The following is a 24,434-nucleotide window of genomic DNA, read 5'->3' as shown; positions in this document are numbered from 1 at the left end:
CGCATGATCGCACCGGGGCCAGGACGCCGCACAGCCCCTGTCCGGTACGGGACGGGGGCTGTGCGGTGTGGGCGGGGGCCGCCGTGGCCAGGAGCGGCGTCAGCCGGTGAAGACCTCGGTCAGCGACCAGACGGCGAGGCCCGCCATGATCACGCCTCCGACGCGCTGCACGGTCTTGAGCGGGACGCGCTTGGCGATGAACCGGCCCGCGACCAGGGCGAGGGCGGAGACGCTCATCAGGGCGGCGAGCGAGCCGATCGCCGTCGACCAGGTGCCGTTGGTGGCGGCGAGGTTGGCGGTGGTGATCTGGGTGAGGTCGCCCCACTCGCTGATGAAGACGGCCATGAAGGCGGTCGAGAAGACGGGCCAGAAGCCGGTCACCGCCCGGCCGCCCGTGTCGTCGTCCTCGTCGTCGCCACTGCCGCGCAGCAGCATGAACGCGCCGAAGCCGAACAGCAGGGCCGAGACCAGTTTGACGATCCAGCCGGGGAGGAGCCCGAGCAGGCTGCCGGCTCCCACGGCGATGGCGACGTGCGCCAGGAACGCGGTCGAGGTGCCGATCCAGACGTACAGCGGACGCATCCGCGTGCCCATGGCGAGGGACGCGAACATCGTCTTGTCGGGAAGCTCGGCGAGGAAGATCAGCCCGAAGGCGGTGAGGATCGCCAAGGGGTCGAGGTGCATACCGGGGCTCTCTGCTCGGTCCGGGCCCGTGGGCTCCGCACCTCGACGGCGACGGGAGGACCACTCGGCCCGGCATGACGGACCACGCCCACGGAATCGCGGACGCGGTTGATGCCTGGCCGAAGGTCTCGCCCGTCCACGTCGTGCGTGGACCCGGTCACCGGGAACCCGGGGGTTCCAGTGTGTCGACGACCGGTTCGCAGGGCTACTCCCCTTCGCTGTCCCTCAGTGTAACCGAACAGTGTGCGAGCGTGGGTAGACAGTGTCTACTCGATCTTGGTAGACAGTGTCTATGCAACATCAGGAGAACGAAGATCACGACGAGCGCGAGGAGCGCGAGGACGGGCTGCGCGGACGTCTCGTCCGGGCGGGCGTCGAGCTGGTGAACGCCGAAGGCGCGCAGGCCCTGTCCCTGCGCGAGATCGCCCGCAGGGCCGGTGTCTCCCACGGAGCCCCCCGCCGCTACTTCCCGACCCATCTGGACCTCCTGTCGGCCATCGCCCGCCAGGGCTTCGCCGAGCTGGCCGACCGCCTCGCGGAGGAGGACCGGGAGGATGCGGGGCCGCGCGAACGGATCGCGATCCTCGCCCGCGTCTACCTCGCGTACGCGGGGAGCCGGCGCGGCATGTACGAGCTGATGTTCCGCCACGACCTGCTCGAAAGCGGCGGGCTGGGACTGCGCGAGACGAGCCTGCCGCTCTTCGCCCACCTCGCCGGGCTCGTCGCCCGCGCCACGGATCCCGCGCGGCCCGCTGACGCGGCACTGAGCGCGGACACGACGTCGCAAGCGGACGCGGCTGTGCGTGCGGGCGCGGCTGTGCGCGCCGGCGCTCTCTGGGCCAACCTCCACGGCATCGCCCAGCTCTGGCACTGGGGCAGCCTTCCGCTCGCCACCGGCGGCACCGATCCCGCCCCGCTCCTCGCCGCCGCGCTCGACGCCCACCTCGGGCCCGTGGAGCCCGCCCCGTGACCGCGACAGGACCGCGCCGCGCCTCCACCCTGGCGTGCAGTGTCGTCGGCGCCGCCGTCGTCGCCCTCGACGGCACCGTCCTCACCGTCGCCCAACCCGCCCTCCAGCGAGACCTGCACGCCGACGTCGGACAGGTGCAGTGGACCAGCACCGCCTACCTCGTCACCGTCGCGAGCCTCCTCGTCTTCGCCGGCCGCCTCGGCGACCGCCACGGCCACCGCCGCGTCTTCGCCGTCGGCGCCCTCGGCTTCGCCGCCGCCTCCGCCGGCATCGCCCTCGCCCCCGGCATCGGCGCCGTGATCGCGCTGCGCGTGCTCCAGGGGGTCTGCGGGGCGCTCCTCCAGCCCGCCACCCTCGGCATGCTGCGCACCGCGTTCCCACCCGAGCGGCTCGCGACGCCGATCGCCGTGCGCACCGCCGCCATCGGCCTCGCCGCGGCGGCGGGCCCCCTCGTGGGCGGCGCACTCGTCTCCTCGTACGGCTGGCGCGCGGTCTTCCTCCTCGGCGTGCCGCCGACCCTCGCGATCGGCCTGCTCGCCCTCACCGGTCCGGAACCGCGCGCCGACGCCCGCGAGCGAGCCCCCTCCGCCGGACTCGCCGCGCTCGATCCGCTCGGCGCCGTCCTGCTCGCCGCGGCCCTCGGGCTCCTGGTGCACGGACTGGTCGACGCGCCCCGCCCCGGCGGCACCGGAACCACTGCCCTCGTGCTCGCGGCCGCCCTGGCCGCCGGAGCCGCGCTGGTCCGGCACGAGCGCCGCGCCCCGCACCCCCTCCTGCCACCGGAGCTGATGCGGAGCGTGCCCATCCGCGCCGGTCTCGCCGTCCTCCTCGCCGCCTCGGCCGCGCTCTTCGGGACGCTCTTCGTCGCGACGTACTTCCTCCAGGACGTCCAAGGCCTCGGTCCCCTCGACTGCGCACTGCGCGTCCTGCCGCTCGCCGTGCTCATGGTGCTCGGAGCGCCCCTCTGCCCGCCGCTCCAGCGCCGCTTCGGCCCCCGGCGCACGGCGGCCGCCGGTGCGGTCCTGCTCACCCTCGGCGTCCTGTTGCTCGCCCGCCTCGACGCGACGGCCTCCGCCGTCTCCGTCGGTACCGGCGCCGCCCTCCTCGGCGCGGGCTTCGTCACCCTGATGGTCACCGCGACCTCCGTCGTCGTGCACCGCGCCCCCGAGGCCCACGCGGGCGTCGCCGGCGGCCTCCAGCAGACCGCCATGAACATCGGACCCGCCCTCGGCGTCGCCACCGCGACCCTGCTCCTCGCCCTCGCACCGGACGGCGGTTTCGTCCCGGACCGGGGCGTCGCCCTGCCGGCCCTCGCCGTGATCGCGGCGCTCGCCCTCCCCGCCGCACTCGCCCTGCCCGACACGGCGCACCACGCGAGGCAGCGCCCGGGGAAACGTCCGAGGAATCCGCCGAGGGAACGCCCGAGGGAACGTCAGGGGACACGCCGGGGGCCGACGCCACCGGAGCCCCGACGGCGGTTCTGCGTACGATCATGAAATGTCCGACGTCGGCCACCGGCGCCCGCCCGGCAAGGCGGAGCGCACACAGTTCAACCTCGGTCGCGCCCTGCCCTTCCTGATCCTCGTGATGACGGCCGCCGCCGATGTCCTCACCCCCGACAGGGAGCGTTTCGAGCGCCTCCTCGTCGCCGCGCCCGCGCTCGCCGCCGTCACCTGGAGCGTGCGCGGCACCATCGGCATCGGGCTGCTCGCCATGGCGGTACGCGCGGTGCTCCACCTCGGCCGGGACGAAGCCCTCGTCCCCGAACTCCTCGCCAGCGAGGTGGTCCTCGCCCTCGTCACCGCCGCGGCCGCCTGGGTCAGCCATGTCCGCACCCGCTACGAAAAGGAGCTGCGCGAGGTCACCGCCGTCGCCGAGGTCGTCCAGCGCGTCGTCCTGCGTCCCCTGCCCGACCGCCTGGGCCGCTTCGAGCTGCACCTGCTGTACGTCGCGGCCGCCGCCAAGGCCCGGATCGGCGGCGACTTCTACGAGGCCGTCCGGGTCCCCGGAGCCGTACGGATCATGCTCGGCGACGTCCAGGGCAAGGGCCTCGGCGCCGTCGAGACCGCCGCCGTCCTGCTCGGCTCCTTCCGGGCCACCGTCAACGAGGCCCCGGACCTGGCCGCGCTCGCCGACACGCTCGACGAGGGCCTGACGCGCTACAGCGGCTGGGACCCCGAATCCGATGCCGCCGAACGCTTCGCCACCGTCGTCCTCGTGGAACTCCCCGACGGCCAGGACATCGCCCGGCTCCTCAGCTGCGGCCACCCCGCCCCCCTGGTCCAGCGAGGGGCCGAGGTCACGCCGGTCGCCTTCGCCGACCCCTCCCTGCCCGTCAACCTCGCGGGCCTCGCCGAGAACCACCACCGGATCGAGGAGGTGCCCTTCGGACCGGGGGACCGGATGCTGCTCTTCACGGACGGCGTCAGCGAGACCCGCGACCGGGCCGGCACCTTCTACCCGCTGGAGCTGCGGCTGCGCGGCTGGGCGCGGGAACCGGCCGCCGAACTGCCCGGCATCCTCCACCGCGATCTCGCCGCGTACGGCGTCGACGGCCTCGACGACGACGTCGCCGCGCTGCTCGTCGTCCGGCCGCCCGAGCCGGGCCGGCTCTCCTCCTGACCCCCTTCGCACCGTTATCGGGGTACTCAAACATCGAGTTCGGGGCGGCTTGTGTCGTTCCCGCACGGTTATGTGACACGTGCGCCGTTCGTGCGCTCTGGCCGCTCCGGCCCGCATACGTGAGGCTTGCGACCGTCCGCATCGCGGACAGTCTGCAGTCCACTCGAGAGGAACGGGTGCACGTGCCCCAGGACAACCCCTTCACCACCGGCTCGTCCGAAGACTTCCCCGGCTTCCCCGACGGCACGGTGGGCCTCACCGCCGCCGACACCGCCCGCATCGCGGGAAGCGGAATCGGAAACGGAAGCGCCGGCGGCCTCTGGGCCGCCGACGGAACGGTGAACCCCGACGCCGTCCGCCTCGGCCAGACCCTCGCCACCGCGCTCCTCGGCGGCGGCACCCCCGGCACGGCGAGCGCCGACGCGCTGCTCCCGGCCGAACTCGCCGCGTACGTCGAGGAGGTCCGCGGCGTGGCCTGGCCCGCGTACCACCGCATCGAGTCCGCCACCGAGGGCGTCCGGCTCTCCGCCTTCAGCCTCTACCAGCTAAGCCCCGGCCCGCATCCGCTCGTCATCGTTCCGGCCGGCTGGACTCCGTTCGGCTGGCCGCTGTTCCTCTGGTCGTACCTCAGCCTCGCCCGCCGCGGCTACCACGTCATCGCCTACACGCCCCGCGGCCTCGGCATCCCCGGACTGCCCTCCACCTCCGAGGGCTTCGTCGACGTCGCCGGACCCCACGACTGGGCCGACGGCTCAGCCGTCATCGACTTCGCCGTCCAGCACTTCGGCCCGAGCGCCATCGGTTTCCTCGGCGAGTCCTACGGCTCCGGCATCAGCCAGCTCGTCGCCGCCCACGACGGCCGCGTCTCCGCCGTCGTCGCCCTCAGCACCTGGGGCAACCTCGCCACCAGCCTCTACGACAACAAGACCCGCCACCTCGCGGCCGTGAAGGCGCTGCTCTCGCTCACCGGCGGACCGGTCGAGGAGAAGTTCGACGAGGAGAACCAGCGGATCCTGGCCGACTTCCAGGCCGACCGGAACCTGCACGAGGTCGTGAAGTGGGGCCGGAAGCGCTCCCCCGAGTCGTACCTGCCCCTCACCAACGAGAACGAGACGCCGACCTTCTTCTCCAACACCTGGCACGAGAGCCTCTTCCCGGTCAACCAGGTCCTGACGACCTTCGAGGACCTGCGGGTGCCCAAGCGGCTCAATCTCTGGATCGGCGACCACGCCGCCCCCGAGGGCCCGGGGCTCATCGGTACGGAGCCCCGCAAGGCCAACGTCCCCATGGAGGAGGCGTACGCCTGGCTCGACCACTACCTCAAGGGCGAGCGCAACGGGGTCGAGGACTGGGAGGAGGTCTCCAGCCAGGTGATGTTCACCTACGTCACGGAACCGGTCACGGACCCCGGTACCGGCGAACCGACCGGCGAGGACCGGATCGTCGAACCCGCCGTCCGCGAGACCCGTGCCGCCTGGAGCGAGGTCACCACCGGCGTCGAGGTGTTCGGGCTCACCGGCGACGGGGCCGGCGGCGCCGACGGCCTGCTCGTCCCGCGCGCCGGCGCGGAGCCGGCCCCGCCGGAGGAGACCGGCTGGCGGCGCGCGTTCGTCGCGGGCGTGGACACCGAAGCGACCGCCATGGACATGCCGCTCATGAAGACCGGCCAGGCGGAGTGGGCCGGCAACCCCAAGATCTACGACACCCGCAAGATCGACCGCCGGCACGCCGTGGCCTGGACGACCGAGCCGCTCCTCGCGCCCGAGGGGGAGGGGCAGGCGGCCCGCCGCGTCCGGGGGATCCCGCGCCTGCGCCTCACGGTCCGCTCCACGTCCACCTCGGCGGGGCTCGTCGCCCATCTCTTCGACGTCGCCGAGGACGAGACGGCCCGGATCATCACCCACGAGCCGCTCAACGTGTACGGCCTGACGCCCGAGCAGGACGTCACCGTGACCTGGAACCTCCAGGCCGCCGCGTACGACATCCCCGCCGGCCACCGGCTGATGCTGGTCGTCGACAGCATGGACCCGCTGTACGGCGGCGCGTCCATCACGTGGACGCAGACCGCCTTCGGCTCCCCTGAGGGCGAGCCGTCCTTCCTGGAACTGCCCCTCGGCTGAGCCCGGGAGGCGGTGGGCGGTACGCGGCGTGGGGGCGCGGTCGGACACCGCGTCCCCACGTCCGCGCCACCACGCTCGCGCGTCACTCCACCGGAGCGAGTCCCAGATGCTCGCGGAGCGTCGTCCCCGTGTACGCGGTCCGGTACACCCCGCGCTCCTGGAGCTCGGGCACGAGCAGGTCCACGATGTCGTCGAGCCCGTCCGGCACCAGGTACGGCGAGACGTTGAAGCCGTCGACCGCCCCGTACCGGACGAACCGCGCGAACTTCTCCGCGAGCGCCGCCGGAGTGCCCACGTGCCCGCGCTGCGGACCGAGTTCGATGACGGTCTCCCGCAGCGACCAGCCGTTGGCCTCCGCCTTCGCCCGCCACTCGGCGACCGTCGTCAGGGCGTCCTTGATCCTGCTCGACCCGAACGTTCCCGTGTACTCGACGATCACCGGATCCTCGGCCGGCAGCGGGCCGTCGGCGTCCCGCCCGGACAGGTCGATGTTCCACAGCCGGCCCGCGATGCCGAGGGCCACGGCGGGAGTGACCTGTTCGAGGCGGACCCAGCGGGCCTTCTCCTCCGCCTCCTTCTCCGTCGCCCCGATGATGATCTCCGTACCCGGCAGGATCCGCAGGGCGTCCTCGGGCCGCCCCACCGCACGGAGCCGTCGCCGGAGGTCCTCGGCGAAGCCCAGCGCGTCGTCGAAGTCCAGACCGTGCGCGGAGAAGATCACGTCCGCGTTCCGCGCCCCGAAGTCCCGGCCCTCACCGGAGTCCCCGGCCTGGAAGATCACCGGGTGGCCCTGGGCGCTGCGCGGCAGGGTCGGCGCGAGATCGACGTCGAAGTGCTCCCCGCGCGACCGTACGCGCCCCACCGCCCCCGGCACCGACCAGGAACGCGCGTCGGCCGACGCGGCCACGGCGTCCTTCCCCCAGCCGTCCCACACCGCACGCGCGACGGAGAGGAACTCCTCGGCGCGCGTGTAGCGGTCCGCGTGGTCGAGGAATCCGCCGCGCCGGAAGTTCTCCCCGGTCCAGGCGTTGTGCGTGGTCACCATGTTCCAGCCTGCCCGGCCGCCGGAGAGCAGGTCGAGGCCCGCGAGGCGGCGGGCCAGGTCGGCCGGCTCGTTGTAGGTGGTGTTGGAGGTGGAGACCAGCCCGATGCGGTCGGTGGCGGCCGCGAGCGCCGACAGCTGGGTGATCGAGTCCGGGCGCCCTGCGACGTCGAGCTCGTGGATGCCGCCCTCCGACTCGCGCAGCCGCTGCCCGTCCCCGAGGAAGAAGGCGTCGAAGAGCCCTCGTTCGGCGGTCCGCGCCACCTGGAGGAACGAGGCAGGAGCGATCTGTGAACCGCTCGACGGATCCGACCAGATCGTCCAGTGGTTGACCCCCTGGAAGAACACGCCGAAGTGGAGCCGGGCGTCAGGGCGGGGGACGTCGGTGGGATCGGTGCGGGTCATCGGGTCTCCTCCCGGACGAGAGCGGTGCCGGTGCTGGTGACTGTTCTGGTGCTGGTGCTGGTGCTGGTGCTGGTGCTGGTGCTGGTGGCGGTGCTCGTCGCGAATCGGCTGACGGGGCGGGGGAGGCCCAGTGACGTACGGAGGGTGGTGCCCGGCAGCGGGCGTGTCGCGAGCCGCCGGACGAACAGCGCGGGCAGGACGAGCCGGGAGAGCACCGACAGGTCCTCGTCGAGGACCAGCGGCAGCAGCCGCACCCCGTCGACGCGCGCGGCGAGCTCCGCCAGCAGGCTCACCAGACCGTCCGCGGACCCCGTGTACCGGAGCCGGTCGGGGCGCTCCTCCCAGGGGGAGTACCGCTCCAGATCGGCGATCCGCTCCCGGGCCGTCTCGCGCGGGGTGTCGAGGGCCACCTCGATCTCGGCGAACGCCAGCGGCACACCGGCGGCCGTGGCCGCCTCGCCCGCCGCGCCGGTCTCCGCCGCGGTCGGCCCGCCGACCAGCGCCACGTCGGTCAGCCCGGCCGGGACGAGACCCTGGCGGGCGAGGACCACGGGCCGGCCCTGCGGAGGGCGCGGCACGATGGACGGGCCCTTCACGGAGTACGTCTCGCCGGTGAAGTCGATGGAGTGGAGCCGCTCGCGGTCCAGATAGCGGCTCGTGGCCACGGACCGGATCACCGCGTCGTCCTCCCACGAGTCCCAGAGGTCGCCGACGACACGCACCCCGTCGTGGGCCTCCCGGGCGCGGGCCGCGGGACCCTCGACGAGGGGGCGCCCCCAGGCCCGCGCGGCCGCCGGGTCCTCCTCGACGCCCACCACCCAGCCGGCGCGGCCGGCCGAGAGGTGGTCGAGGGAGGACAGCTGCGAGGACACGTGGAACGGTTCGGCGTAGGTGGTGGCGATCACGGGGGCGACCCCGAGGACGCTCGTCGACGCGGCGACGAAAGCGGCGCGCTCGACCGCGCCGATCCGGCCCACCGGGTCGGCGCCGGAGGCCGGCGGCAGGATCGAGTCGTCCAGGGTGACGAGCGTGAATCCGGCGTTCTCGGCGGCGGTCGCGGTACGGGCGAGCCGACGCGCGGTCAGCAGCTCGCCGGGGGCGTGCGCGGCACGGCGCCACGCGGCCGGATGTGCGCCGTCGCCGTCGAGCTCGACGGCCAGGCGCAGGGCAGGGCGGGGCATGGGAGTGGTCCTTCCGGGAGACGGGAGCGCGCGGCGGGGCACGGGCGCGCGAAGGCGCGCCGGCGTGCGGCCGGGCGACGGAACGTCACGGAACGCGCGGACCCACGCGGAGCGGGGTCAGGCGCTGAGGGAAGGACAGATGGCCGAGGAGGTACGGCAGAAGTCGACGTGGCGGCGGCAGACCAGCGGCGCCCCGGCGCGGACCAGGCGGCGCGGCGCGTTGCTCGACGCGTGCACGTGCGCCTCCCCTCGGTTCGGTCCGGCTCCTTCCCGGCCATCCGGGAAGGAACGTCTCACCATAGGCAGGCGGGCTTCCGCGCTGTCAAGGCCGTCCCGGCAGGTGGGAGCGTCAGCAGGCCACAGGGGGAGGGGAGTTGACGGCACGCCGCTGCACTCGCGTCAGCCGTCGGTCTGACCGAACATGCACCTGTGGAAGGACGCGCCGCCCCGGCCGCGGCCTCTAGCGTGCCCCGCATGACCCGATTCACCCGCGCGGCCGCGGCCGCGCTTCTCGCCTGTTCCCTCGCCTTACCCGGAGCCCTCGCCACGGCGGGCCCGTCCGTCGCGGCCCCGGCCGCGCTCACCGCCCCGGTCGTCGCCCCCGACACCGCACGGCCCGCGCTGCCCGCGCCCACGGGGCCGTACGCCATCGGCCGCACGGTCCTGCCGCTCGTCGACCGGTCCCGTACCGACCCCTGGGTCCCCACCGCCGCAGGGCGCGAACTGATGGTCACCCTCCACTACCCGGCCGCGCGCCCCGGCGACGGGCGCCCCGCTCCGTACGCCACCGGCGAGGAGGCGCGCCTCCTGATCGAGGCGCTCGGCATCGGCTCCGCCGTCCCGGGCGACGCGCTCGCCCGGATGCGCACCCACGGCCGGACCGACGCCCGCCCCGCCCCGGGCAAGCACCCGCTCGTGCTGCTGTCGCCCGGCTTCGGCGGCTCCCGGTGGACGCTCTCCCACCTCGCGGAGGACCTCGCCTCGCGCGGCTACGTCGTCGCCTCCGTCGACCACGCCTACGAGTCGTACGGCATCTCCGTCCCCGGCGGCCGGACCCTGACCTGCGTCGCGTGCACGGCGCTCGACGAGGGAGGCGTCCACGCGAGCGTGGTGACCTCCACCCGCGCCGCCGACATGCGCTTCGTCCTCGACCGGCTGACCGGCCCCCGCCCCGTCTGGCGCCACGCCCGCGCCATCGACGCGCGCCGCGTCGGCATGGCGGGGCACTCGATCGGCGGGGCGAGCGCGGCCACCGCCATGGCGGCCGACCCGCGCATCGACGCCGGGCTCAACATGGACGGGGCCTTCTGGGAGGACCTGCCGGCGGAGGGCCTGCGCGGCCGTCCGTTCCTGATGCTGGGCACCCACGACGGCATGCACCTGCCCGGCGGGCAGGACACCAGCTGGGACCGGGTGTGGCCCACGCTCGACGGCTGGAAGCGGTGGGTCACCGTGGCCGGGGCGGAGCACTTCACCTTCTCCGACTACCCGGTGATCCAGAGCCGGTTCGGCCTGCCCGGGCCGGCGCTGCCCGCCGACCGGGCCGTCGCCGTCACGCGGACGTACGTGGCCGCCTTCTTCGACCGGCATCTGCGGGGCCTCGCGCGGCCCGTCCTGGACGGTCCGACCCCGGACCACCCGGAGGTCCACTTCCAGCACCGCTGACCGGTCCGCCGGTAGCCGCCGGGTCGCTGCGGGGCGGCTCGGGCGGCTCGGGCGGTCGAGCCGTCGACGTCAGGAGCGGTACGGAGTGTTCGCCGCCGCCCAGTCGGCCAGCGCCCTCGCGCACTCGGCGACCGACTCGCGCCAGGTGCGGGCCGCGCCGTCCCCCGCCTCGTCGCTGACGTGCTTCACCATCCGCAGCGGAACCCCGGCGAGCTGCGCGACCGAGGCCAGCGCGTACCCCTCCATGTCGACGAGCGCCGCCCGCTCCGCGAGCCGGGCCCGGGAGGCCTCGTCCGCGATGAACGAGTCCCCGGTGGCCAGCACCACGTCACCGCCGTCGGGCAGGGTCAGCGGCTCGCCATAGGTCTCGCCGGTCAGCGTGGCGAGGAATACGCCGTCGAAGTCATGCTGGAGGACGGTGCCGACGACATGAGTGCCCATGAAACCAGGGCGCAGTGCCCCGGCGGTCCCCAGGTTCACGATCCCGGACGGCCGCGGGCCCCGGCCGAGTACGGTCGCGAGGGCGGTCGCCGCGTTGACCTTGCCCATGCCGGTGAGCAGCACCGGCAGATCGGTGTCGAGGAACTGCGCCTCCTCCTTCACCGCGACGACGTACAGAGGACGGCCGGCGACGATCTCTCCCAAGAGTTCCATGGAGGTCACGCTAGATGGCGGCCCCGCCGCCGTACAACCGGACCCCGTACGACCCCCCTAGGGGGTGGGGTGGCGGGGGGAGACGGCCCGTGGCTCAGACCGGGAGCAGGCGGCCGATCAGCGCTCCGAGCTGGCGTGAGTTGCGGCAGGGCCGCATGTCGACGATCTCGGCGTACGCCGGGGCCTCCGAGTCGCCCGTGCCCCACAGCGAGGGCTGCTCGGGATTGAGCCAGTGGACCCGGCGCGCCCGGTCCGCGACCCGTTTCAGCGCCGCGAGGTTGGGGTCGGCGCGGTTGGTCCGCGCGTCGCCGAGGACGAAGAGCACCGTGCGCGGGCCGACGGCCTCCGCGTACCGGTCGGCGAACTCCCCGAGCGCCGTCCCGTAGTCGCTCTGCCCGTGCCAGCCGGTCAGCTCCGCCTCCGCGAGGATGCGGTCGCCGAGCCCCGCCGGGTCCGCCGCGCCCCGTGCGATCAGCCCCGTCACCTCGTCGACCCGGTTGACGAAGGCGAAGACCCGCACCCGGCTGAACTGGTCGTGCAGGGCCTGCACCAGCAGCATCGTGAACTGCGCGAAACCGGCCACCGACCCCGACACATCGCACAGGAGCACCAGCTCCGGCCGCCCGGGACGGCGCCGTCGCAGCACCGGCCGCACAGGGACGCCCCCGGTCGACAGCGAGCGGCGCAGCGTCCGCCGCAGGTCGATCTCCCCGCGCGCCGCCCGGCGCCGGCGGGCGGCCAGCCGGGTGGCCAGCTTCCGTGCCAGCGGCCGTACCGTACGCCGCAGCTCGTCCAGCTGCGCCCGCCCGGCGAGCAGGAAGTCCACCCCGTCCGCCGTCCCCGCGACCGCCCGCCGAGCGACCCGGTCCCGGCCCTGCCGCTCGGCGACCCGCCGCCGTGCCTCGGTCCTGACCCGTTCGCGGAAGGCCTCGATCCGCCGCCGGATCTCGTCGTCGAGCAGCCGGTCGGCGAACTCGGGCTCCTCGCTCCGCTCCGCAGCCCGCACCCGCGCGAGGAGGGTCTCGGGGCGCAGCCGGGAGAGCGTCTGGTACGAGGACCAGCCGTCCGTCTCCGGGCCGGAGCCGTAACCCCCGAAACCGCCCACCGCCTCCGCCGCGAGCACGGCGAGGGCGGCCCCGTCGTCGGCCGCCAGCGCGTCTGCGAGCCGCTCCCGCAGCTCGGCGAGGTCGGCCGCGGTGCCGTCGAGGGCCGTCCGACCGCCGCCGCCGAGCGGGAAGTACAGGTCGAAGACCCGGTCGAAGACGGGGCGCTGCCGCTCCCCGTGGAGCAGCGTCGCCGCCAGCGCCTCCCGCACCCGCTCGCGGTCCGTGAACCCGACCGCCTCCAGGGCGTGCCCCGCGTCCACGGTCTCGCCCGTCCCGATCCCGAAGCCGTGGTCGCGCAGCGCCCCCACCAGACCGGTGAGCCGCTCCACGGGCCCGGACGCGTCCGCAGACGTCCCGCCCGGGACCGCCGGGGTCACACCGCTTCCAGGTCGAGCTTGGCCGCGGCCTTCACGATGTCGTCCTGGTGCTTGAGGAGAACCCCCAGGCTGTCCCGTACGACCCCCTCGTCCAGCCGGTCCGCGCCGAGCGCCAGCAGGGTCCGCGCCCAGTCGATCGTCTCGGACACGGACGGGACCTTGCGCAGGTCCATGGCCCGCAGCGCCCCCACGACCCGGACGACGGACGTGGCGAGCGCGGCGTCGAGGCCGGGCACCTTGCGGGTCACGATCCGGCGCTCCAGCTCCTCCTCCGGGAACCCGATGTGCAGGAAGAGACAGCGTCGCCGGAGCGCCTCGGACAGTTCGCGGCTCGCGTTCGAGGTGAGGACGACGAAGGGCCGTCGCGCCGCCGCGATCGTCCCGAGCTCGGGGACGGTCACCTGGAAGTCGCTGAGCACCTCCAGGAGCAGGCCCTCGACCTCGACGTCGGCCTTGTCGGTCTCGTCGATGAGGAGGACGGTCGGCTCCTCGGACCGGATGGCGGTGAGCAGCGGGCGGGCGAGCAGGAACTCCTCGGAGAAGATGTCCGTCCGCGTCTCGTCCCAGGACTCGCCGCGGCCGGACGTGATCCGCAGCAGCTGCTTGGCGTGGTTCCACTCGTACAGTGCGCGGGACTCGTCGACGCCCTCGTAGCACTGGAGCCTGACGAGCCGGGCGCCCGTCACCTCGGCGACGGCCTTGGCCAGCTCCGTCTTGCCGACCCCGGCGGGCCCCTCGACCAGGAGCGGCTTGCCGAGCCGGTCGGCGAGGAAGACGGTGGTGGCGACGGCCCGCGACGCCAGGTAGCCGGTCGTGGCGAGCCGCTCGGCGACGTCGTCCACGGAGCTGAAGAATCCGGTCGTCATGCCTGTCCCCCCGGGAAGCGGAAACTCTTACTGGCCAGTAGCCTCAGGGGTACTTGATCAGATCCGGCAGCACCGCACAACCGTTCCGCCGGGCGGGCCCTGAGGTCCGTGCCCGCGCGCGGGCCGTGAGCCGCTGGTGCAATGGGGGGACCGGGCACGCCGCCCGGGGAACCGCGCGGCGGTGGAGGTGTCGTGGCGGAACAGGACGAGGCTCTCCTGGCCAGGGTGCGGGCGATGGAGCAGGCGATCGGCGAGATCGGCACGACGCTCGACGAGACGCACACCTGCCGTGAGGCCGCCGCGTTCCTCGTGCGCCGGCTGGGCGGCTCGGTGGTGGTCGACCTGGCCGCCGAGCAGGGCGTCCCGCCGCGCCGCGCCGCGACGGCACGCATGTCCGCGGGGTCGGACAGATCCGCCCCTCGCTCCGAGAGCACCGCTCTCCCAGGCCCCGGCCCAGGCCCCGGCTCCGCCCCCGTGCACACCCTCACCGCCGCGCTCGCCGTCGGCGACGAGGAACCCCTCGGAACGGTCACCGTGACCCGTATCGACGGCGTCCCCTTCACCACCGACGAGGCCGCCACCGTCCACCACGCCGCGCGGCTCGCCGCCCGGCACATCGGCCACGCGCGCCGCCTCGCCGCCACCGAGGACACCGCCCTCCACCTCCAGCGCGCCCTCGTCGCCGAACCGGGCAGGCCGCACCCCAATCTGGAGATCGCGGGCGGCTATCTCCCCGCCGGGCTCCGCACCCTCGTCGGCGGCGACTGGTTCGAGACGGTACGACTCCACTTCGGCCGCACCCTCCTGGTCGTCGGCGACGTGATGGGGCACGGTCTGGACGCCGCCGTCGACATGAACGCCTACCGCACCGTGCTCCGCGAGGTCGCCGCCACGGACCTGCCGCCGCACCGGGTCCTGCGCCACCTCGACTCCGTGGTCGCCGAGGACGACGGCCGCCGCCCCGCGACCTGCCTGCTCGTCCGCGTCGACCCGGCGCGCGGCGCCGCCACCTTCGCCAGCGCAGGCCACCTGCCGCCCGCCGTGTTCGGCGCGGACGGCTCGGCGGAACTGGTCGACCTCCCGGTGGGCCCACCGCTGGGCACCGGCGTCGGCGGCTACGAGCCCACCACCCGCCCGCTCACGCCCGCCGAGACGCTGCTGCTCTTCACCGACGGCCTCGTCGAGCGCCGGGGCGAGGACATCGACGTGTCGCTGGCCCGCCTCGCCTCACTCCGCCTCCCGCCCGACCCCGGCCCCCACCAGGTCGTCGACGAGGTGCTCCGCCGCCTCGGTGCCCACCGGGCCGAGGACGACGTGGCCGTCCTCGCGGCCCGCGTCCGCGCCCGCCCGACGGCGTGACGCCACGCCACTCCCGACCCACGCGCCTCGTGACACACGGTCACTTCGGCCAGTCCGCGTCCTGTTTCACGCCTGTGCGGGGATTCTTTCGCCAGGACGCTTGTGCGCGGCCCCGTGGCCCGGCACGCTCCTCGGTATGAACACGGCCAGGCATGCCAGTGAACGTCTGATGAGCTGGCCCTCGCTGACCCCCGGCCGCACCCACTGTGGTGCCGAGCTCGGTCTGGGCACCGCGACACAGGAGATCGTGCACTTCCACGGGGAGCACGAAGCCGACGTCCACCTCACCAGGGCCATGGTCGCGAAGCTGCGCCCCGCCCTGCTCGGGTCGAGTGCGGTCCGTCTGCGCGCCGGATCCGGGTGGGTGACGGTCCGTCTGGACATGGGCTCGGACATCGACCTGCTCGCCACGCTGGTGAGCGCGGCCCTTCAGGGGAACGGCGTTCCCGACGTCGCCCCGGACGGCTGCACCCGCACCCTCCCGGTCACCGGCATCCGCTGAGGCCCGCGCCTCCAGGGGAGCGGGATCAGCACGCTTACGCGGGCATCGGGAACAGCATGCAGGTGCTGGTGGCGTGCGCGAGCAGACGGTCCTCCGCGTCGTACAGGCCCGCCTCCGCCAGCGCGGTGCGGCGCCCCCGCGACAGCACCGTCCCGATCGCCCGCACCTTGCCCGTGTCCATCGTGATCGGCCGGAGGAAGCGGGTCGACAGATCGAGCGAGGTGTACGCCGTGCCCTGGGGGAGCGTCGAGTGCACCGCGCAGCCGGCGGCCGAGTCGAGCAGGGTCGCGTACACCCCGCCGTGCACGCTGCCGATCGGGTTGTAGTGCTCCTCGCCCGGTTCGAAGGCGAACACGGCACGGCCGTCCTCGACCTCCTCAAGACCGAAGCCCAGCAGCGCGGCGATCGGCGGCCCGGGCAGCCGCCCGGCCACCATCTCGCGCAGGAAGTCGAGCCCCGCCATCGTCCTCGCGGCCCGGGCGCTGACCCCGGCGTCCTGCCACTCGACCGTCCGTGACCGCACCGTCACCACTCCGCTCCGCTAGGCTCCGCTGACTCTGTACGGCGAAGCTAGCTCTCGTGTCAGCTGACTGTCAACGACGCAGCCAGGTGGGTAGGGTGTGACGATGAAGTGGCTGGAGACGGACACCGAGAACTGCTCGGTCCGCCGCACCCTGGACCTCGTCGGCGAGAAGTGGAGCCTGCTCATCCTGCGGGACGCCTTCAACGGGGTCCGCCGCTACGACGAGTTCCGGCGCCACCTCGGCCTCTCCGAGGCCGTCCTCGCCGACCGCCTCCGCAAGCTCGTCGCGGCCGGCGTCCTGCGCGCCGAGCCCTACCGCGAACCCGGCTCCCGTACCCGGTACGAGTACCGGCTCACGCCCAAGGGCGTCGACCTCTGGCCCGTACTCCTCGCCCTGAAGCAGTGGGGCGACGCGTACGCGGGAGATCCCGAGGGCCCCGTGCTCGACATCCGGCACACCGACTGCGGGGCGCCCGTCCGCGTGGTCGTCCAGTGCGAGGGCGAGGAACACGCCACCCTCGCCGCCCGGGACGTCACCGTCCGGCCCGGTCCCGGAGCCCGCCCCTTCACCCGCTGACAGGCCGCTGACCCGATCCACCCGGCCGCGCCACCACGACGGGCGGCACCCGTTCGGCCGCACTTCGGAGGTGTCCCGGCCTCCGGACGGGTACCCCACGAACCATGCCCCCCACTCCCGGCCCGCCGGACGACGGTCCCCCCACCGAGCACGGTCACTGGTTCCACCGGTTCCACCTGCGCCTGCTCGCCTCACCGGTCGGCCTCGCCTGGAACCGCGGCCGCGCCATGGAACTCATGCACCGCGCCATGGGCTTCGCGGCGCTGAGCCTGCTCACCCTCGTCCCGCTCCTCATCGTCGTCGCGGCGGCCGACCTCGCCAGCGGCCAGGGCTTCGCCCGCTGGCTCGTCCAGGGCCTCGGCGTCTCCGAGGTCTCGGAGGAGGAGGTCGAGCGGCTCTTCGGCCAGCCGGGGCAGGCCCTCCAGCGCACCACCGCCTTCGGTCTCGCCGCCCTCGCCGCGTTCGGCGTCACCTTCGGGTCCGCCGTCCAGACCGGCTACGAGCGGGCGTGGGACCTCCCCACCGCCCGCTGGCACACCATGTGGCGGCACGTCGTCTGGCTCGCCGTCCTCGTCGCGGCCCTGCTCCTCTTCGTCGCCAACCCCGCCCCCGAGGAATCCCCGGCCTCGACCACCCTCTTCGTCGCCGTCGCCGACCTCATCGGCACCTTCCTCTTCTTCTGGTGGTCCCAGCGCTTCCTCCTCTGCGGCCGCATCCGCTGGCGCGCCCTCGCCCCCGGCGCCGCCCTCACCGCGCTCGGCCTCCTCGGGCTGCGGATCTTCTCCCAGCTCGTCTTCTCCCCGCTCATCGCCTCCAACGCGGTCACCTACGGCCAGTTCGGCACCGTCCTCGTCCTCCAGTCCTGGCTCGTCGGCGTCGGCTTCGTCGTGTACGGAGGCGCCCTCACCGGGCGCCTCGTCCACGAGCACCTCACCCGCCGCCGCCTGACCCGCGACCTCCCCGGCGGCGCGTGACCCCGGCCCGTGCGCGCCGCTACTGGTCCCTGCGGCGCACCGCCACCACCGTCACCACGGCCGCGCCCAGCGCCCACAGCCCGTACACCAGCCACGCGGCGCCCGACGTCCACGGGTACGGGACCTCGTCGAACCCCACCGGCACCTGCCGCCGCCACGCGTGCAGCGGCGTCGCGTGGGCCAGCACAGCCGTGAGGTGGCGCCGGTCGGACAGCACCGACGGCAGCAGCAGGAGCAGCACCACCGAGCCGACGATCGAGATCGCGCTCCGCCGCAGCAGCGCGCCCAGTGCCATCCCGACCAGCGCGCAGACCGGCGCGAGCAGCGCGGACGCGACGACGATCCGCAGCGCCCCCGGGTGCGTGATCGGCAGACCGGCACCCCGTACGTCGAGAATCGCCTGTGTCGACCAGAACGAACCGGCCGCGACCACCGCCCCGAAGAGGGTCTGCACCGCCGCCACGACCAGCACCTTCGCCGACATCACCGAGCTCCGCGCCGGCACCGCCGCGAACGTCGTCCGGATCAGCCCGCTGCCGTACTCGCCGACCACCGCCACCGCTCCCATGGCGGCGGTGCAGAGGATCAGCACCATCTGCGCGTTCCCCGTGAACGCGTCCCACAGCGCCATGTCGTGCTTCACGAAGGAGGCCTGGCTCTCCGCGTCGTACTGGAACCAGTACCGGTAGTGGTCCCAGGCGGTCCCGGCGTTGAAGGCGACCACGGCCAGCGCGCTCAGCAGCAGGGACCAGCCCGTGGATCGCAGCGACCACAGCTTCAGCCACTCCGACGCCACCAGGTCGCGGAAACGGGCACGGGGCTCCACCACGGAAGCCACACGCACATCGAGGGCGGTCATCGGACGTCTCCTGCCACGTATTCGACACGGTCGGCGGTCAGTTCCATGAACGCCTCCTCCAGAGAGGCGGTACGGGTGGTCAGCTGGTCGAGCAGCAGCCGGTGCTCCAGCGCGAGGGCGCCGATCCGCGCCGCCGGGAGCCCCGTCACCGTCAGCAGACCGCCCTCCTCCGCCACTTCCGCCCCCTCCGCGCGCAGCAGCGGCGTCAGCGTCGACGGATCGGGCGTGCCGACCGTCACGCTGAGCCGGGCCCCGCGGGCGGCGAACGCGGAGAGGCTCTCCGCCGCGATCAGCTCACCCTGGCCGATCACGACCAGCTCGTCCGCCGTGTGCTCCATCTCCGTCATCAGATGGCTGGAGACGAAGACGGTCCGGCCCTCCGCGGCGAGGCGCCGGAACAGCCCCCGCACCCACTTCACGCCCTCCGGGTCGAGCCCGTTGAGCGGCTCGTCGAACAGCAGCACCGGCGGGTCGCCGAGCAGCGCGCCCGCGATCCCGAGCCGCTGCCGCATCCCGAGCGAGTACCCGCCGACCCTGCGCCGTGCGGCCCCCGCGAGTCCGACCTCCTCCAGTACCTCGTCGACCCGGGAGAGCGGGATGCGATTGCTTCGCGCGAGGACCGCCAGATGCGCCCGCGCGGTCCGCCCGTCGTGCACGTCCCCGGCGTCGAGGAGCGCGCCGACGTGCCGGAGGCCGCGCGGCCGGTCCGTGAAGGGCCGCCCGTCGACCGTCACCGTGCCGCTCGTCGGCGTGTGCAGCCCCAGGACCATCCGCAGAGTCGTGCTCTTCCCCGACCCGTTGGGCCCGAGGAACCCGGTCACGACGCCCTGCCGGACGGTGAACGTGAGGGAGTCGACGGCGGTCGTGGAGCCGTAGCGTTTGGTGAGTTGCCTGACTTCGATCATGTGCACCACCGTGCCGCCCGGAGCCCTGCCGGGGCATCGGACCAGCAGGGACAATCGGTGGGCAGCGCTGTCACCCCTGGTCGTACACCCCAGGTCCGATGACCTGGCCGAGGGCGGCGCTCTACGATCACCGCATGTCCGCCACCCCGTCAGCACCCTTCTTCAAGAGGCTCCCGCCCGGCAGGTGGGCCGCAGTCGCCTGGGGCGCGGGCATCGCCTTCACCGCCCTCCTCCGAATCAGCGTGCCCGGTCAGGAGGGGCCGGACGTCATGCCCGGCTTCGTCATCCTGCGCTGGGACGGCCTCCTCATGCTGGCCGTCGCCACTCTCCTCACCCTGCGCGGCAGCGCCCTCCTCGCCCGCCGCCCGACCGCCGCCCTGAACCACCTCCTCGTCGCCTCGGTCATCGCCTCCACCCCCCTCGGCGTCACCGCCATCCCCTTCGCCCAGTACCTCGCGGTCGACGTCGCTCTCTACGCCATCGCCGCGGCCCGCCCCCGCCGCGAGGCCTGGCGGGCACTCCTGCTCGCCCTCGGCCTGATCGTCGTGTACCTGGCCGTCCGGCTGCTCTCCGGCTGGAGCGCCGGCACCACGAGCGGACTGGCCGTGGCCCTGACCGCCCTTGTGGCCTGGCTCCTCGGCCGCTCGGAAAGGCAGGCCCGGGAGTACGCCGAGCAGAGCCGCGCCCAGGTCGCCGAGCAGGCCGTCACCGCCGAACGGCTCCGTATCGCCCGCGAGATGCACGACACGGTCGCGCACAGCATCGGCATCGTGGCCCTCCAGGCGGGGGCGGCCCGCCGCGTCATCGACACACAGCCCGAGGGCGCCCGGCAGGCCCTCGCGGAGATCGAGACGGCGAGCCGCGAGACCCTGGCGGGACTGCGCCGCATGCTCGGCGCCCTGCGCACCGCGGACCAGGCGGACGCGACCTTCGCCGACCGTACGGAGGAGGCGTTCCGTACGGAGACGGCGGTGGAGACGGCGACGGGGGCGGCGGCGCGTGGCGAAACGGCGCCCGGCACCGGGACCGCGGGCGGCCGCGCCGCCGAAACACCCGGCCCCGCCCGGATGCTCGGCCTCCCCGAGATGCCCGGCCTCTCCGCGCTCGACCGGCTCGCCGAGGTCACGGGGGCCGCCGGGGTCCGCGTCGCCGTCCGGCGGCTCGGCGCCACGCACCCCCTGCCCCCGGACATCGACCTCTCCGCCTTCCGTCTCGTCCAGGAGTCCGTCACCAACGTCGTGCGCCACTCCGGCGCCGACACGTGCACGGTGACCGTCGACCACCAGGACCCCGAGGCCCTCGCGGTCACCGTCGAGGACCACGGCCCGACCCCCGGCAGGGAGCGCGAACGCCCCGGCGGAGGTTCCGGTTACGGCCTCGCGGGCATGCGCGAGCGCGTCGCCCTGCTGCACGGAGAGTTCACCGCGGGCCCCCGCCCCGGCGGCGGCTTCCGCGTCACCGCCCGTCTTCCCCTCCCCACAGGAGCCACCGCCCGATGACCCAGTCCACCGCCGAGCAGCCCGCCGCCGCAGCCGACGACGCCGGTATCGTCCGTGTCGTCCTCGCCGACGACCAGCCCCTCGTCCGCACCGCGCTCCGGATGGTCATGAAGGACACCGCCGACCTCGTCGTCGTCGGCGAGGCCGCGAACGGCGCCGAGGCCGTCCGCCTCGTCGAGGAGACCGGAGCCGACGTCGTCGTGATGGACCTGCGGATGCCCGGCACCGACGGCATCGAGGCGACCCGCCTCGTCACCTCCGGTCCCACCGGCGCCCGCGTCGTCGTCCTCACCACCTTCGACGACGACGACCACGTGTACGGGGCGCTGCACGCCGGAGCCTCCGGCTTCCTCGTCAAGGACATGGCCCTGGACGACATCCTCGCCGCCGTCCGGGTCGTCGCCTCCGGCGACGCCCTGATCGCACCCGGCGTCACCCGCCGTCTCATCAAGGAGTTCACCGGCCGCCCGGCGCGGCCGAACACCGCGCCCCGCCGCGGCACGGAGGGCATCACCGACCGCGAACGCGAGGTGCTCACCCTCGTCGGCCGCGGCCTCTCCAATACGGAGATCGCCGCCGAGCTCCACATCAGCATCGCCACGGCGAAGACCTATCTCACGCGCCTGCTCGCCAAATTGGACGCCCGCGACCGCGTACAGCTGGTCATCATCGCGTACGAGGCGGGTCTGGTCTCCGCGGCCTGACCCGACCGGCCGGGAGCGGTGATCACACGATCCGGTGATCTCCCCGCCACGGGCCGGGCGACGGCCCCGGGGCCGATTGGATGGAGGGGTCCCCACCGGCCCGTCGAAGGAGAGCCGCCCATGGCGAACATCTGGCTGCCGCCCGTCCAGTACGTAGCGACCCTGCCGAGAGCGACGGCGTACGCCTGCCTGTACTTCACCGACACGGGCGGCCGCCCGTTCCAGCTCCGCGCCACCTACCGCACCGAGCTGTGGCAGTGGCCCGGCGGGAACATGGACCCGGGGGAGACCCCCTGGGAGACGGCCGTGCGCGAGTGCCACGAGGAGACCGGACTCGTCTTCACCGGGGAGCCGCGTCTCCTCGGCACCCATTTCATGACCGACCGGGGCGAGGAGTGGCCGGCCAACCACATCGGTTTCATCTTCGACGGCGGCGAGCTGACGGACGAGCAGATCGCCGCCGTCGTCCTCGACCCCGACGAGCACAGCGAGTACAGCGTGCGCAGCCTCGACGAGTGGGAGCGCGAGATGAAGCCGGGCGAGTTCACCCGCCTCGCCGAGATCGACCGGGCCCGCAGGACCGGATCGACCGTGTACGTGGAGACCGGCGCTGCCGAGGACTGAACAGGGGTGGGGCCGTCCGCCCGGACGGCCCCACCGCGCCGGCCTGTCCGTCGTGACCTCAGGTCCGGCAGCCGGCCGGGTGCGCGATGTCGACCACGAGGCGCTCCGGGGAGTGCAGCGTGAAGGTCTTGAAGGCCGGCTTGGTGTCGAAGGCGGCCCCGATCGTGACCACACCCTCGAAGTCGCCGGTGAGGGCGAGCCCCTTGAGCACGGGCAGGTAGATCTTCAGCAGCCGGGGCCCCTGGTAGACGTTCCTTCCGTTGTCGTCGTGGGCGGCGGCGGGGGAGAGGCCGATCTCCAGGAAGTACTTCCCCGCGAGGGGGACCCTCTGCCCCGAGCCGTCGTAGTGCAGTGCGCTCGCCTGCCGGACGGTGACCGGGGGCACGGCGCCCCGGAGGTCGATGACGATCCGGTCGAAGCCCGCGTGTCCGCCCCAACGGGCGTTGACGACCTGGGCCGTGGCCGGTGCCGTCGAGGTGCGGGGCGGGGAATCGGAGGCGCCTGCCGGGATCGTGGCGCCGATCCCGGCGGTCAGAAGGATCCCTGCGGCGACGGCCGCGAGAGTGTGACGGTGATGCATGACGTCCCCCAATTTCTCCAGCTCCGGGGACAGTGGTGTCACTGAGAAAGACATCCACCTCAACCGTACGGTTCCACCTGGTATGAGGTAAAAGTGCGTTATGTGCTGGAGTGCGACGGCCGACCTCTGGGCGGGCCTCGGGATCGGCGCCGTCGGCCTGGCCGCGATCGCCTCCGTACGCCGTGCCGGGGACCTCCCCCTCGCCGCCCTGCCCCTGCTCCTCGGCGCCCACCAGGTCGTGGAGGCCGCCGTCTGGCGCTCCGGCGGGGGAGCGGGTCCCGCGACCCTCGCCTGGGCAGTGATCGCCCTGCCCCTCCTGGCCGTCTGGGTCCCGGCCGGCGTCCTGGCCGCGGCACGCCCCGCCGACCGGCGGCGCCTGCTCGTGCCGCTCGCGGCGGGCCTCGCGACCGCCACGGTCCTCGCGTACCGCCTCGCGACCCGCCCGGTCGCGGCCGAGATCCGCGGACACACCCTCGGTTACGTCGTCGACCTGCCGTACGCGGCCCCGCTCCTCGTCGGCTACCTCCTGGCCACGGTCGGCGCGCTGCTCCTCGCCCGCGACCGGATCCTGCGCCTGCTCGGGCTCCTCACCGGCGCCGGGGCCGTCGTCTGCGCGGCGCTGTGGCGCACGGAGTTCGTCTCCACGTGGTGCGCCCTCGCCGCCGTCGCCTCACTGGTGCTCCTGACCTGGGTCCGAAGTCGGGCGTAACCCCTCGGCGCCTCAGCAGTTGACCAGGGCATGAAGAAGCGCAGCATGCTCGCCATCGCCTCCCTCGCCGCAGGCGTCGTCACCGCCCTCATCACCCCGCCGCCGCAGGCCAGCGCCGCGGAGAACCCCCTCGGCGGCGCCACCGGCCTCCTCCAGGACGACCAGAGCGTCGAGACCGTCACCGGGGCCGTGGACGCCGTCCAGGGCGCCGGGGGCTCGCTCCAGGCGCCGAAGACCGGCGGACTGCTCTGACCCTCGCCCGACCGCGGCGACCGGTGCCCCGCGCCCCCCGGGAGGTGCGGGGCACCGGCGCGCCGTGACACGGGAGGAGGCAGCCCGTGCGCGCGCCGTGCGCGAGTAATGACAGGATGTCCCCATGAGCGAAAACGTTTACTTCGACATCACCATCAACGACGAGGCCGCCGGCCGCATCGTCTTCCAGCTCTTCGACGACGTCGTCCCGAAGACCGCGCAGAACTTCCGCGAGCTCTGCACCGGCGAGCACGGCTTCGGCTACGCCGGCTCCCCGTTCCACCGCGTCATCCCGCAGTTCATGCTCCAGGGTGGCGACTTCACCCGCGGCAACGGCACCGGCGGCAAGAGCATCTACGGCGAGAAGTTCGCCGACGAGAACTTCAAGCTGAAGCACGACCGCCCGTTCCTGCTCTCGATGGCCAACGCCGGCCCGAACAGCAACGGCTCGCAGTTCTTCATCACCACGATCGTCACCGACTGGCTCGACGGCAAGCACGTCGTCTTCGGCGAGGTCGTCGAGGGCCAGGACCTCGTCAAGAAGATCGAGGGCCTCGGCTCCCGCTCCGGCGCCACCAGCGCCACCATCAAGGTCGCCGAGTCCGGCATCGTCAAGGCCTGAACAGGCCCTTGACCCGAGGCCGGATCAGCAGCACTGGGATCAGCAGCACTGAT

The 24,434-nt window shown here is 73.8% G+C and carries 25 protein-coding genes; 15 read left to right on the top strand and 10 right to left on the bottom strand.

Going from position 1 to position 24,434, the window contains the following annotated elements; translation table 11 throughout:
• Window positions 1-99: 99 nt before the first annotated feature.
• Window positions 100-684, bottom strand: a complete 585-nt coding sequence (locus OG357_RS01155) for a TMEM165/GDT1 family protein (RefSeq protein ID WP_329619285.1) — start codon at window positions 682-684, stop codon at window positions 100-102.
• Window positions 685-976: 292 nt separating this feature from the next.
• Here OG357_RS01155 and OG357_RS01150 point away from each other — a divergent pair, with 292 nt between their 5' ends.
• The 4 genes from OG357_RS01150 to OG357_RS01135 all read left to right on the top strand — a co-directional run bounded on the left by OG357_RS01150 (window position 977) and on the right by OG357_RS01135 (window position 6,396).
• On the top strand, window positions 977-1,654 hold the full coding sequence (locus OG357_RS01150; RefSeq protein ID WP_329619284.1) for a TetR/AcrR family transcriptional regulator: 678 nt from the start codon (window positions 977-979) through the stop codon (window positions 1,652-1,654).
• The gene (locus OG357_RS01145; RefSeq protein ID WP_329619283.1) at window positions 1,651-3,150 is read left to right on the top strand and encodes an MFS transporter; all 1,500 of its coding nucleotides are present in this window, start codon (window positions 1,651-1,653) and stop codon (window positions 3,148-3,150) included. The genes OG357_RS01150 and OG357_RS01145 overlap by 4 nt, the downstream gene beginning before the upstream one ends.
• Before the next feature lies 1 nt (window position 3,151).
• Window positions 3,152-4,276 (top strand): PP2C family protein-serine/threonine phosphatase, encoded by a 1,125-nt coding sequence (locus OG357_RS01140; protein ID WP_329619282.1) that lies wholly within the window; start codon window positions 3,152-3,154, stop codon window positions 4,274-4,276.
• A gap of 182 nt (window positions 4,277-4,458) precedes the next feature.
• Window positions 4,459-6,396 (top strand): alpha/beta fold hydrolase, encoded by a 1,938-nt coding sequence (locus tag OG357_RS01135; protein ID WP_329619281.1) that lies wholly within the window; start codon window positions 4,459-4,461, stop codon window positions 6,394-6,396.
• An 82-nt stretch (window positions 6,397-6,478) separates the two neighbouring features.
• Here the strand turns inward: OG357_RS01135 and OG357_RS01130 are convergent, their stop codons facing one another.
• Window positions 6,479-7,843 (bottom strand): NtaA/DmoA family FMN-dependent monooxygenase, encoded by a 1,365-nt coding sequence (locus OG357_RS01130; protein ID WP_329619280.1) that lies wholly within the window; start codon window positions 7,841-7,843, stop codon window positions 6,479-6,481.
• Window positions 7,840-9,024: an LLM class flavin-dependent oxidoreductase gene (locus OG357_RS01125; protein ID WP_329619279.1), complete on the bottom strand. Its 1,185-nt coding sequence runs from the start codon at window positions 9,022-9,024 to the stop codon at window positions 7,840-7,842. Before OG357_RS01125 ends, OG357_RS01130 begins: the two co-directional genes overlap by 4 nt.
• Window positions 9,025-9,498: 474 nt before the next feature.
• Between OG357_RS01125 and OG357_RS01120 the strand changes: the two genes are divergently transcribed.
• Window positions 9,499-10,689, top strand: coding sequence for an alpha/beta hydrolase family protein (locus OG357_RS01120; RefSeq protein WP_329619278.1), 1,191 nt, complete (start codon window positions 9,499-9,501; stop codon window positions 10,687-10,689).
• A gap of 69 nt (window positions 10,690-10,758) precedes the next feature.
• On the opposite strand, the gene OG357_RS01115 is transcribed toward OG357_RS01120, so the two are convergent.
• The 3 genes from OG357_RS01115 to OG357_RS01105 all read right to left on the bottom strand — a co-directional run bounded on the left by OG357_RS01115 (window position 10,759) and on the right by OG357_RS01105 (window position 13,692).
• Window positions 10,759-11,343 (bottom strand): nucleosidase, encoded by a 585-nt coding sequence (locus OG357_RS01115; RefSeq protein WP_329619277.1) that lies wholly within the window; start codon window positions 11,341-11,343, stop codon window positions 10,759-10,761.
• A 94-nt stretch (window positions 11,344-11,437) separates the two neighbouring features.
• Window positions 11,438-12,826, bottom strand: a complete 1,389-nt coding sequence (locus OG357_RS01110) for a VWA domain-containing protein (RefSeq protein ID WP_329619276.1) — start codon at window positions 12,824-12,826, stop codon at window positions 11,438-11,440.
• Window positions 12,823-13,692, bottom strand: a complete 870-nt coding sequence (locus OG357_RS01105; RefSeq protein WP_329619275.1) for an AAA family ATPase — start codon at window positions 13,690-13,692, stop codon at window positions 12,823-12,825. Before OG357_RS01105 ends, OG357_RS01110 begins: the two co-directional genes overlap by 4 nt.
• A gap of 192 nt (window positions 13,693-13,884) precedes the next feature.
• Here OG357_RS01105 and OG357_RS01100 point away from each other — a divergent pair, with 192 nt between their 5' ends.
• Window positions 13,885-15,051, top strand: coding sequence for a PP2C family protein-serine/threonine phosphatase (locus OG357_RS01100; protein WP_329619274.1), 1,167 nt, complete (start codon window positions 13,885-13,887; stop codon window positions 15,049-15,051).
• A gap of 136 nt (window positions 15,052-15,187) precedes the next feature.
• Window positions 15,188-15,553, top strand: coding sequence for a luciferase domain-containing protein (locus OG357_RS01095; protein WP_329619273.1), 366 nt, complete (start codon window positions 15,188-15,190; stop codon window positions 15,551-15,553).
• Window positions 15,554-15,587: 34 nt separating this feature from the next.
• On the opposite strand, the gene OG357_RS01090 is transcribed toward OG357_RS01095, so the two are convergent.
• A complete protein-coding gene (locus OG357_RS01090) occupies window positions 15,588-16,016 on the bottom strand; it encodes a PaaI family thioesterase (protein ID WP_223835426.1) in 429 nt (142 codons plus the stop codon).
• A gap of 163 nt (window positions 16,017-16,179) precedes the next feature.
• Here OG357_RS01090 and OG357_RS01085 point away from each other — a divergent pair, with 163 nt between their 5' ends.
• The gene (locus OG357_RS01085; RefSeq protein WP_329619272.1) at window positions 16,180-16,653 is read left to right on the top strand and encodes a winged helix-turn-helix transcriptional regulator; all 474 of its coding nucleotides are present in this window, start codon (window positions 16,180-16,182) and stop codon (window positions 16,651-16,653) included.
• A gap of 104 nt (window positions 16,654-16,757) precedes the next feature.
• Window positions 16,758-17,627 carry a YhjD/YihY/BrkB family envelope integrity protein gene (locus tag OG357_RS01080; RefSeq protein ID WP_329619271.1) on the top strand — a complete coding sequence of 290 codons (870 nt, stop codon included), beginning with the start codon at window positions 16,758-16,760 and terminating at the stop codon, window positions 17,625-17,627.
• Between the two features lie 19 nt (window positions 17,628-17,646).
• Here the strand turns inward: OG357_RS01080 and OG357_RS01075 are convergent, their stop codons facing one another.
• Entirely contained in the window at window positions 17,647-18,486 is an 840-nt protein-coding gene (locus tag OG357_RS01075; RefSeq protein ID WP_329619270.1) for an ABC transporter permease, read from the bottom strand.
• Window positions 18,483-19,391 (bottom strand): ABC transporter ATP-binding protein, encoded by a 909-nt coding sequence (locus OG357_RS01070; protein ID WP_329619269.1) that lies wholly within the window; start codon window positions 19,389-19,391, stop codon window positions 18,483-18,485. The genes OG357_RS01075 and OG357_RS01070 overlap by 4 nt, the downstream gene beginning before the upstream one ends.
• A gap of 134 nt (window positions 19,392-19,525) precedes the next feature.
• Between OG357_RS01070 and OG357_RS01065 the strand changes: the two genes are divergently transcribed.
• The 3 genes from OG357_RS01065 to OG357_RS01055 all read left to right on the top strand — a co-directional run bounded on the left by OG357_RS01065 (window position 19,526) and on the right by OG357_RS01055 (window position 22,218).
• A complete protein-coding gene (locus OG357_RS01065; protein WP_329619268.1) occupies window positions 19,526-20,890 on the top strand; it encodes a sensor histidine kinase in 1,365 nt (454 codons plus the stop codon).
• Window positions 20,887-21,594 carry a response regulator transcription factor gene (locus OG357_RS01060; RefSeq protein ID WP_329619267.1) on the top strand — a complete coding sequence of 236 codons (708 nt, stop codon included), beginning with the start codon at window positions 20,887-20,889 and terminating at the stop codon, window positions 21,592-21,594. The genes OG357_RS01065 and OG357_RS01060 overlap by 4 nt, the downstream gene beginning before the upstream one ends.
• 120 nt (window positions 21,595-21,714) lie before the next feature.
• Complete coding sequence (locus OG357_RS01055) at window positions 21,715-22,218, top strand: NUDIX domain-containing protein (RefSeq protein ID WP_329619266.1); 504 nt, start codon at window positions 21,715-21,717, stop codon at window positions 22,216-22,218.
• A gap of 58 nt (window positions 22,219-22,276) precedes the next feature.
• Here the strand turns inward: OG357_RS01055 and OG357_RS01050 are convergent, their stop codons facing one another.
• Window positions 22,277-22,798 carry an AMIN-like domain-containing (lipo)protein gene (locus OG357_RS01050; protein ID WP_329625453.1) on the bottom strand — a complete coding sequence of 174 codons (522 nt, stop codon included), beginning with the start codon at window positions 22,796-22,798 and terminating at the stop codon, window positions 22,277-22,279.
• A 100-nt stretch (window positions 22,799-22,898) separates the two neighbouring features.
• On the opposite strand from OG357_RS01050, the gene OG357_RS01045 reads away from it, so the two are divergent.
• The 3 genes from OG357_RS01045 to OG357_RS01035 all read left to right on the top strand — a co-directional run bounded on the left by OG357_RS01045 (window position 22,899) and on the right by OG357_RS01035 (window position 24,381).
• The gene (locus OG357_RS01045) at window positions 22,899-23,507 is read left to right on the top strand and encodes a DUF6629 family protein (protein ID WP_329619265.1); all 609 of its coding nucleotides are present in this window, start codon (window positions 22,899-22,901) and stop codon (window positions 23,505-23,507) included.
• 30 nt (window positions 23,508-23,537) lie between these two features.
• Window positions 23,538-23,759 carry a hypothetical protein gene (locus OG357_RS01040; protein ID WP_329619264.1) on the top strand — a complete coding sequence of 74 codons (222 nt, stop codon included), beginning with the start codon at window positions 23,538-23,540 and terminating at the stop codon, window positions 23,757-23,759.
• A gap of 124 nt (window positions 23,760-23,883) precedes the next feature.
• Window positions 23,884-24,381 (top strand): peptidylprolyl isomerase, encoded by a 498-nt coding sequence (locus OG357_RS01035; RefSeq protein WP_329619263.1) that lies wholly within the window; start codon window positions 23,884-23,886, stop codon window positions 24,379-24,381.
• Window positions 24,382-24,434 lie beyond the last annotated feature (53 nt).

Origin of the sequence: Streptomyces sp. NBC_01255, from assembly GCF_036226445.1 — a bacterium.
Taxonomy (GTDB): Bacteria; Actinomycetota; Actinomycetes; order Streptomycetales; family Streptomycetaceae; genus Streptomyces.
This window is presented reverse-complemented; position numbering and strand designations above follow the sequence as displayed.

Excerpts from the sequence above, each read along its gene's own strand:
- OG357_RS01155 (WP_329619285.1), bottom strand. The coding sequence starts at position 684 with ATGCACCTCGACCCCTTGGCGATCCTCACCGCCTTCGGGCTGATCTTC.
- OG357_RS01150 (WP_329619284.1), top strand. The coding sequence starts at position 977 with ATGCAACATCAGGAGAACGAAGATCACGACGAGCGCGAGGAGCGCGAG.
- OG357_RS01140 (WP_329619282.1), top strand. The coding sequence starts at position 3,152 with ATGTCCGACGTCGGCCACCGGCGCCCGCCCGGCAAGGCGGAGCGCACA.
- OG357_RS01130 (WP_329619280.1), bottom strand. The coding sequence starts at position 7,843 with ATGACCCGCACCGATCCCACCGACGTCCCCCGCCCTGACGCCCGGCTC.
- OG357_RS01125 (WP_329619279.1), bottom strand. The coding sequence starts at position 9,024 with ATGCCCCGCCCTGCCCTGCGCCTGGCCGTCGAGCTCGACGGCGACGGC.
- OG357_RS01120 (WP_329619278.1), top strand. The coding sequence starts at position 9,499 with ATGACCCGATTCACCCGCGCGGCCGCGGCCGCGCTTCTCGCCTGTTCC.
- OG357_RS01115 (WP_329619277.1), bottom strand. The coding sequence starts at position 11,343 with ATGGAACTCTTGGGAGAGATCGTCGCCGGCCGTCCTCTGTACGTCGTC.
- OG357_RS01105 (WP_329619275.1), bottom strand. The coding sequence starts at position 13,692 with ATGACGACCGGATTCTTCAGCTCCGTGGACGACGTCGCCGAGCGGCTC.
- OG357_RS01095 (WP_329619273.1), top strand. The coding sequence starts at position 15,188 with ATGAACACGGCCAGGCATGCCAGTGAACGTCTGATGAGCTGGCCCTCG.
- OG357_RS01090 (WP_223835426.1), bottom strand. The coding sequence starts at position 16,016 with ATGGCGGGGCTCGACTTCCTGCGCGAGATGGTGGCCGGGCGGCTGCCC.
- OG357_RS01085 (WP_329619272.1), top strand. The coding sequence starts at position 16,180 with ATGAAGTGGCTGGAGACGGACACCGAGAACTGCTCGGTCCGCCGCACC.
- OG357_RS01080 (WP_329619271.1), top strand. The coding sequence starts at position 16,758 with ATGCCCCCCACTCCCGGCCCGCCGGACGACGGTCCCCCCACCGAGCAC.
- OG357_RS01075 (WP_329619270.1), bottom strand. The coding sequence starts at position 18,486 with ATGACCGCCCTCGATGTGCGTGTGGCTTCCGTGGTGGAGCCCCGTGCC.
- OG357_RS01070 (WP_329619269.1), bottom strand. The coding sequence starts at position 19,391 with ATGATCGAAGTCAGGCAACTCACCAAACGCTACGGCTCCACGACCGCC.
- OG357_RS01065 (WP_329619268.1), top strand. The coding sequence starts at position 19,526 with ATGTCCGCCACCCCGTCAGCACCCTTCTTCAAGAGGCTCCCGCCCGGC.
- OG357_RS01060 (WP_329619267.1), top strand. The coding sequence starts at position 20,887 with ATGACCCAGTCCACCGCCGAGCAGCCCGCCGCCGCAGCCGACGACGCC.
- OG357_RS01055 (WP_329619266.1), top strand. The coding sequence starts at position 21,715 with ATGGCGAACATCTGGCTGCCGCCCGTCCAGTACGTAGCGACCCTGCCG.
- OG357_RS01050 (WP_329625453.1), bottom strand. The coding sequence starts at position 22,798 with ATGCATCACCGTCACACTCTCGCGGCCGTCGCCGCAGGGATCCTTCTG.
- OG357_RS01045 (WP_329619265.1), top strand. The coding sequence starts at position 22,899 with ATGTGCTGGAGTGCGACGGCCGACCTCTGGGCGGGCCTCGGGATCGGC.
- OG357_RS01040 (WP_329619264.1), top strand. The coding sequence starts at position 23,538 with ATGAAGAAGCGCAGCATGCTCGCCATCGCCTCCCTCGCCGCAGGCGTC.
- OG357_RS01035 (WP_329619263.1), top strand. The coding sequence starts at position 23,884 with ATGAGCGAAAACGTTTACTTCGACATCACCATCAACGACGAGGCCGCC.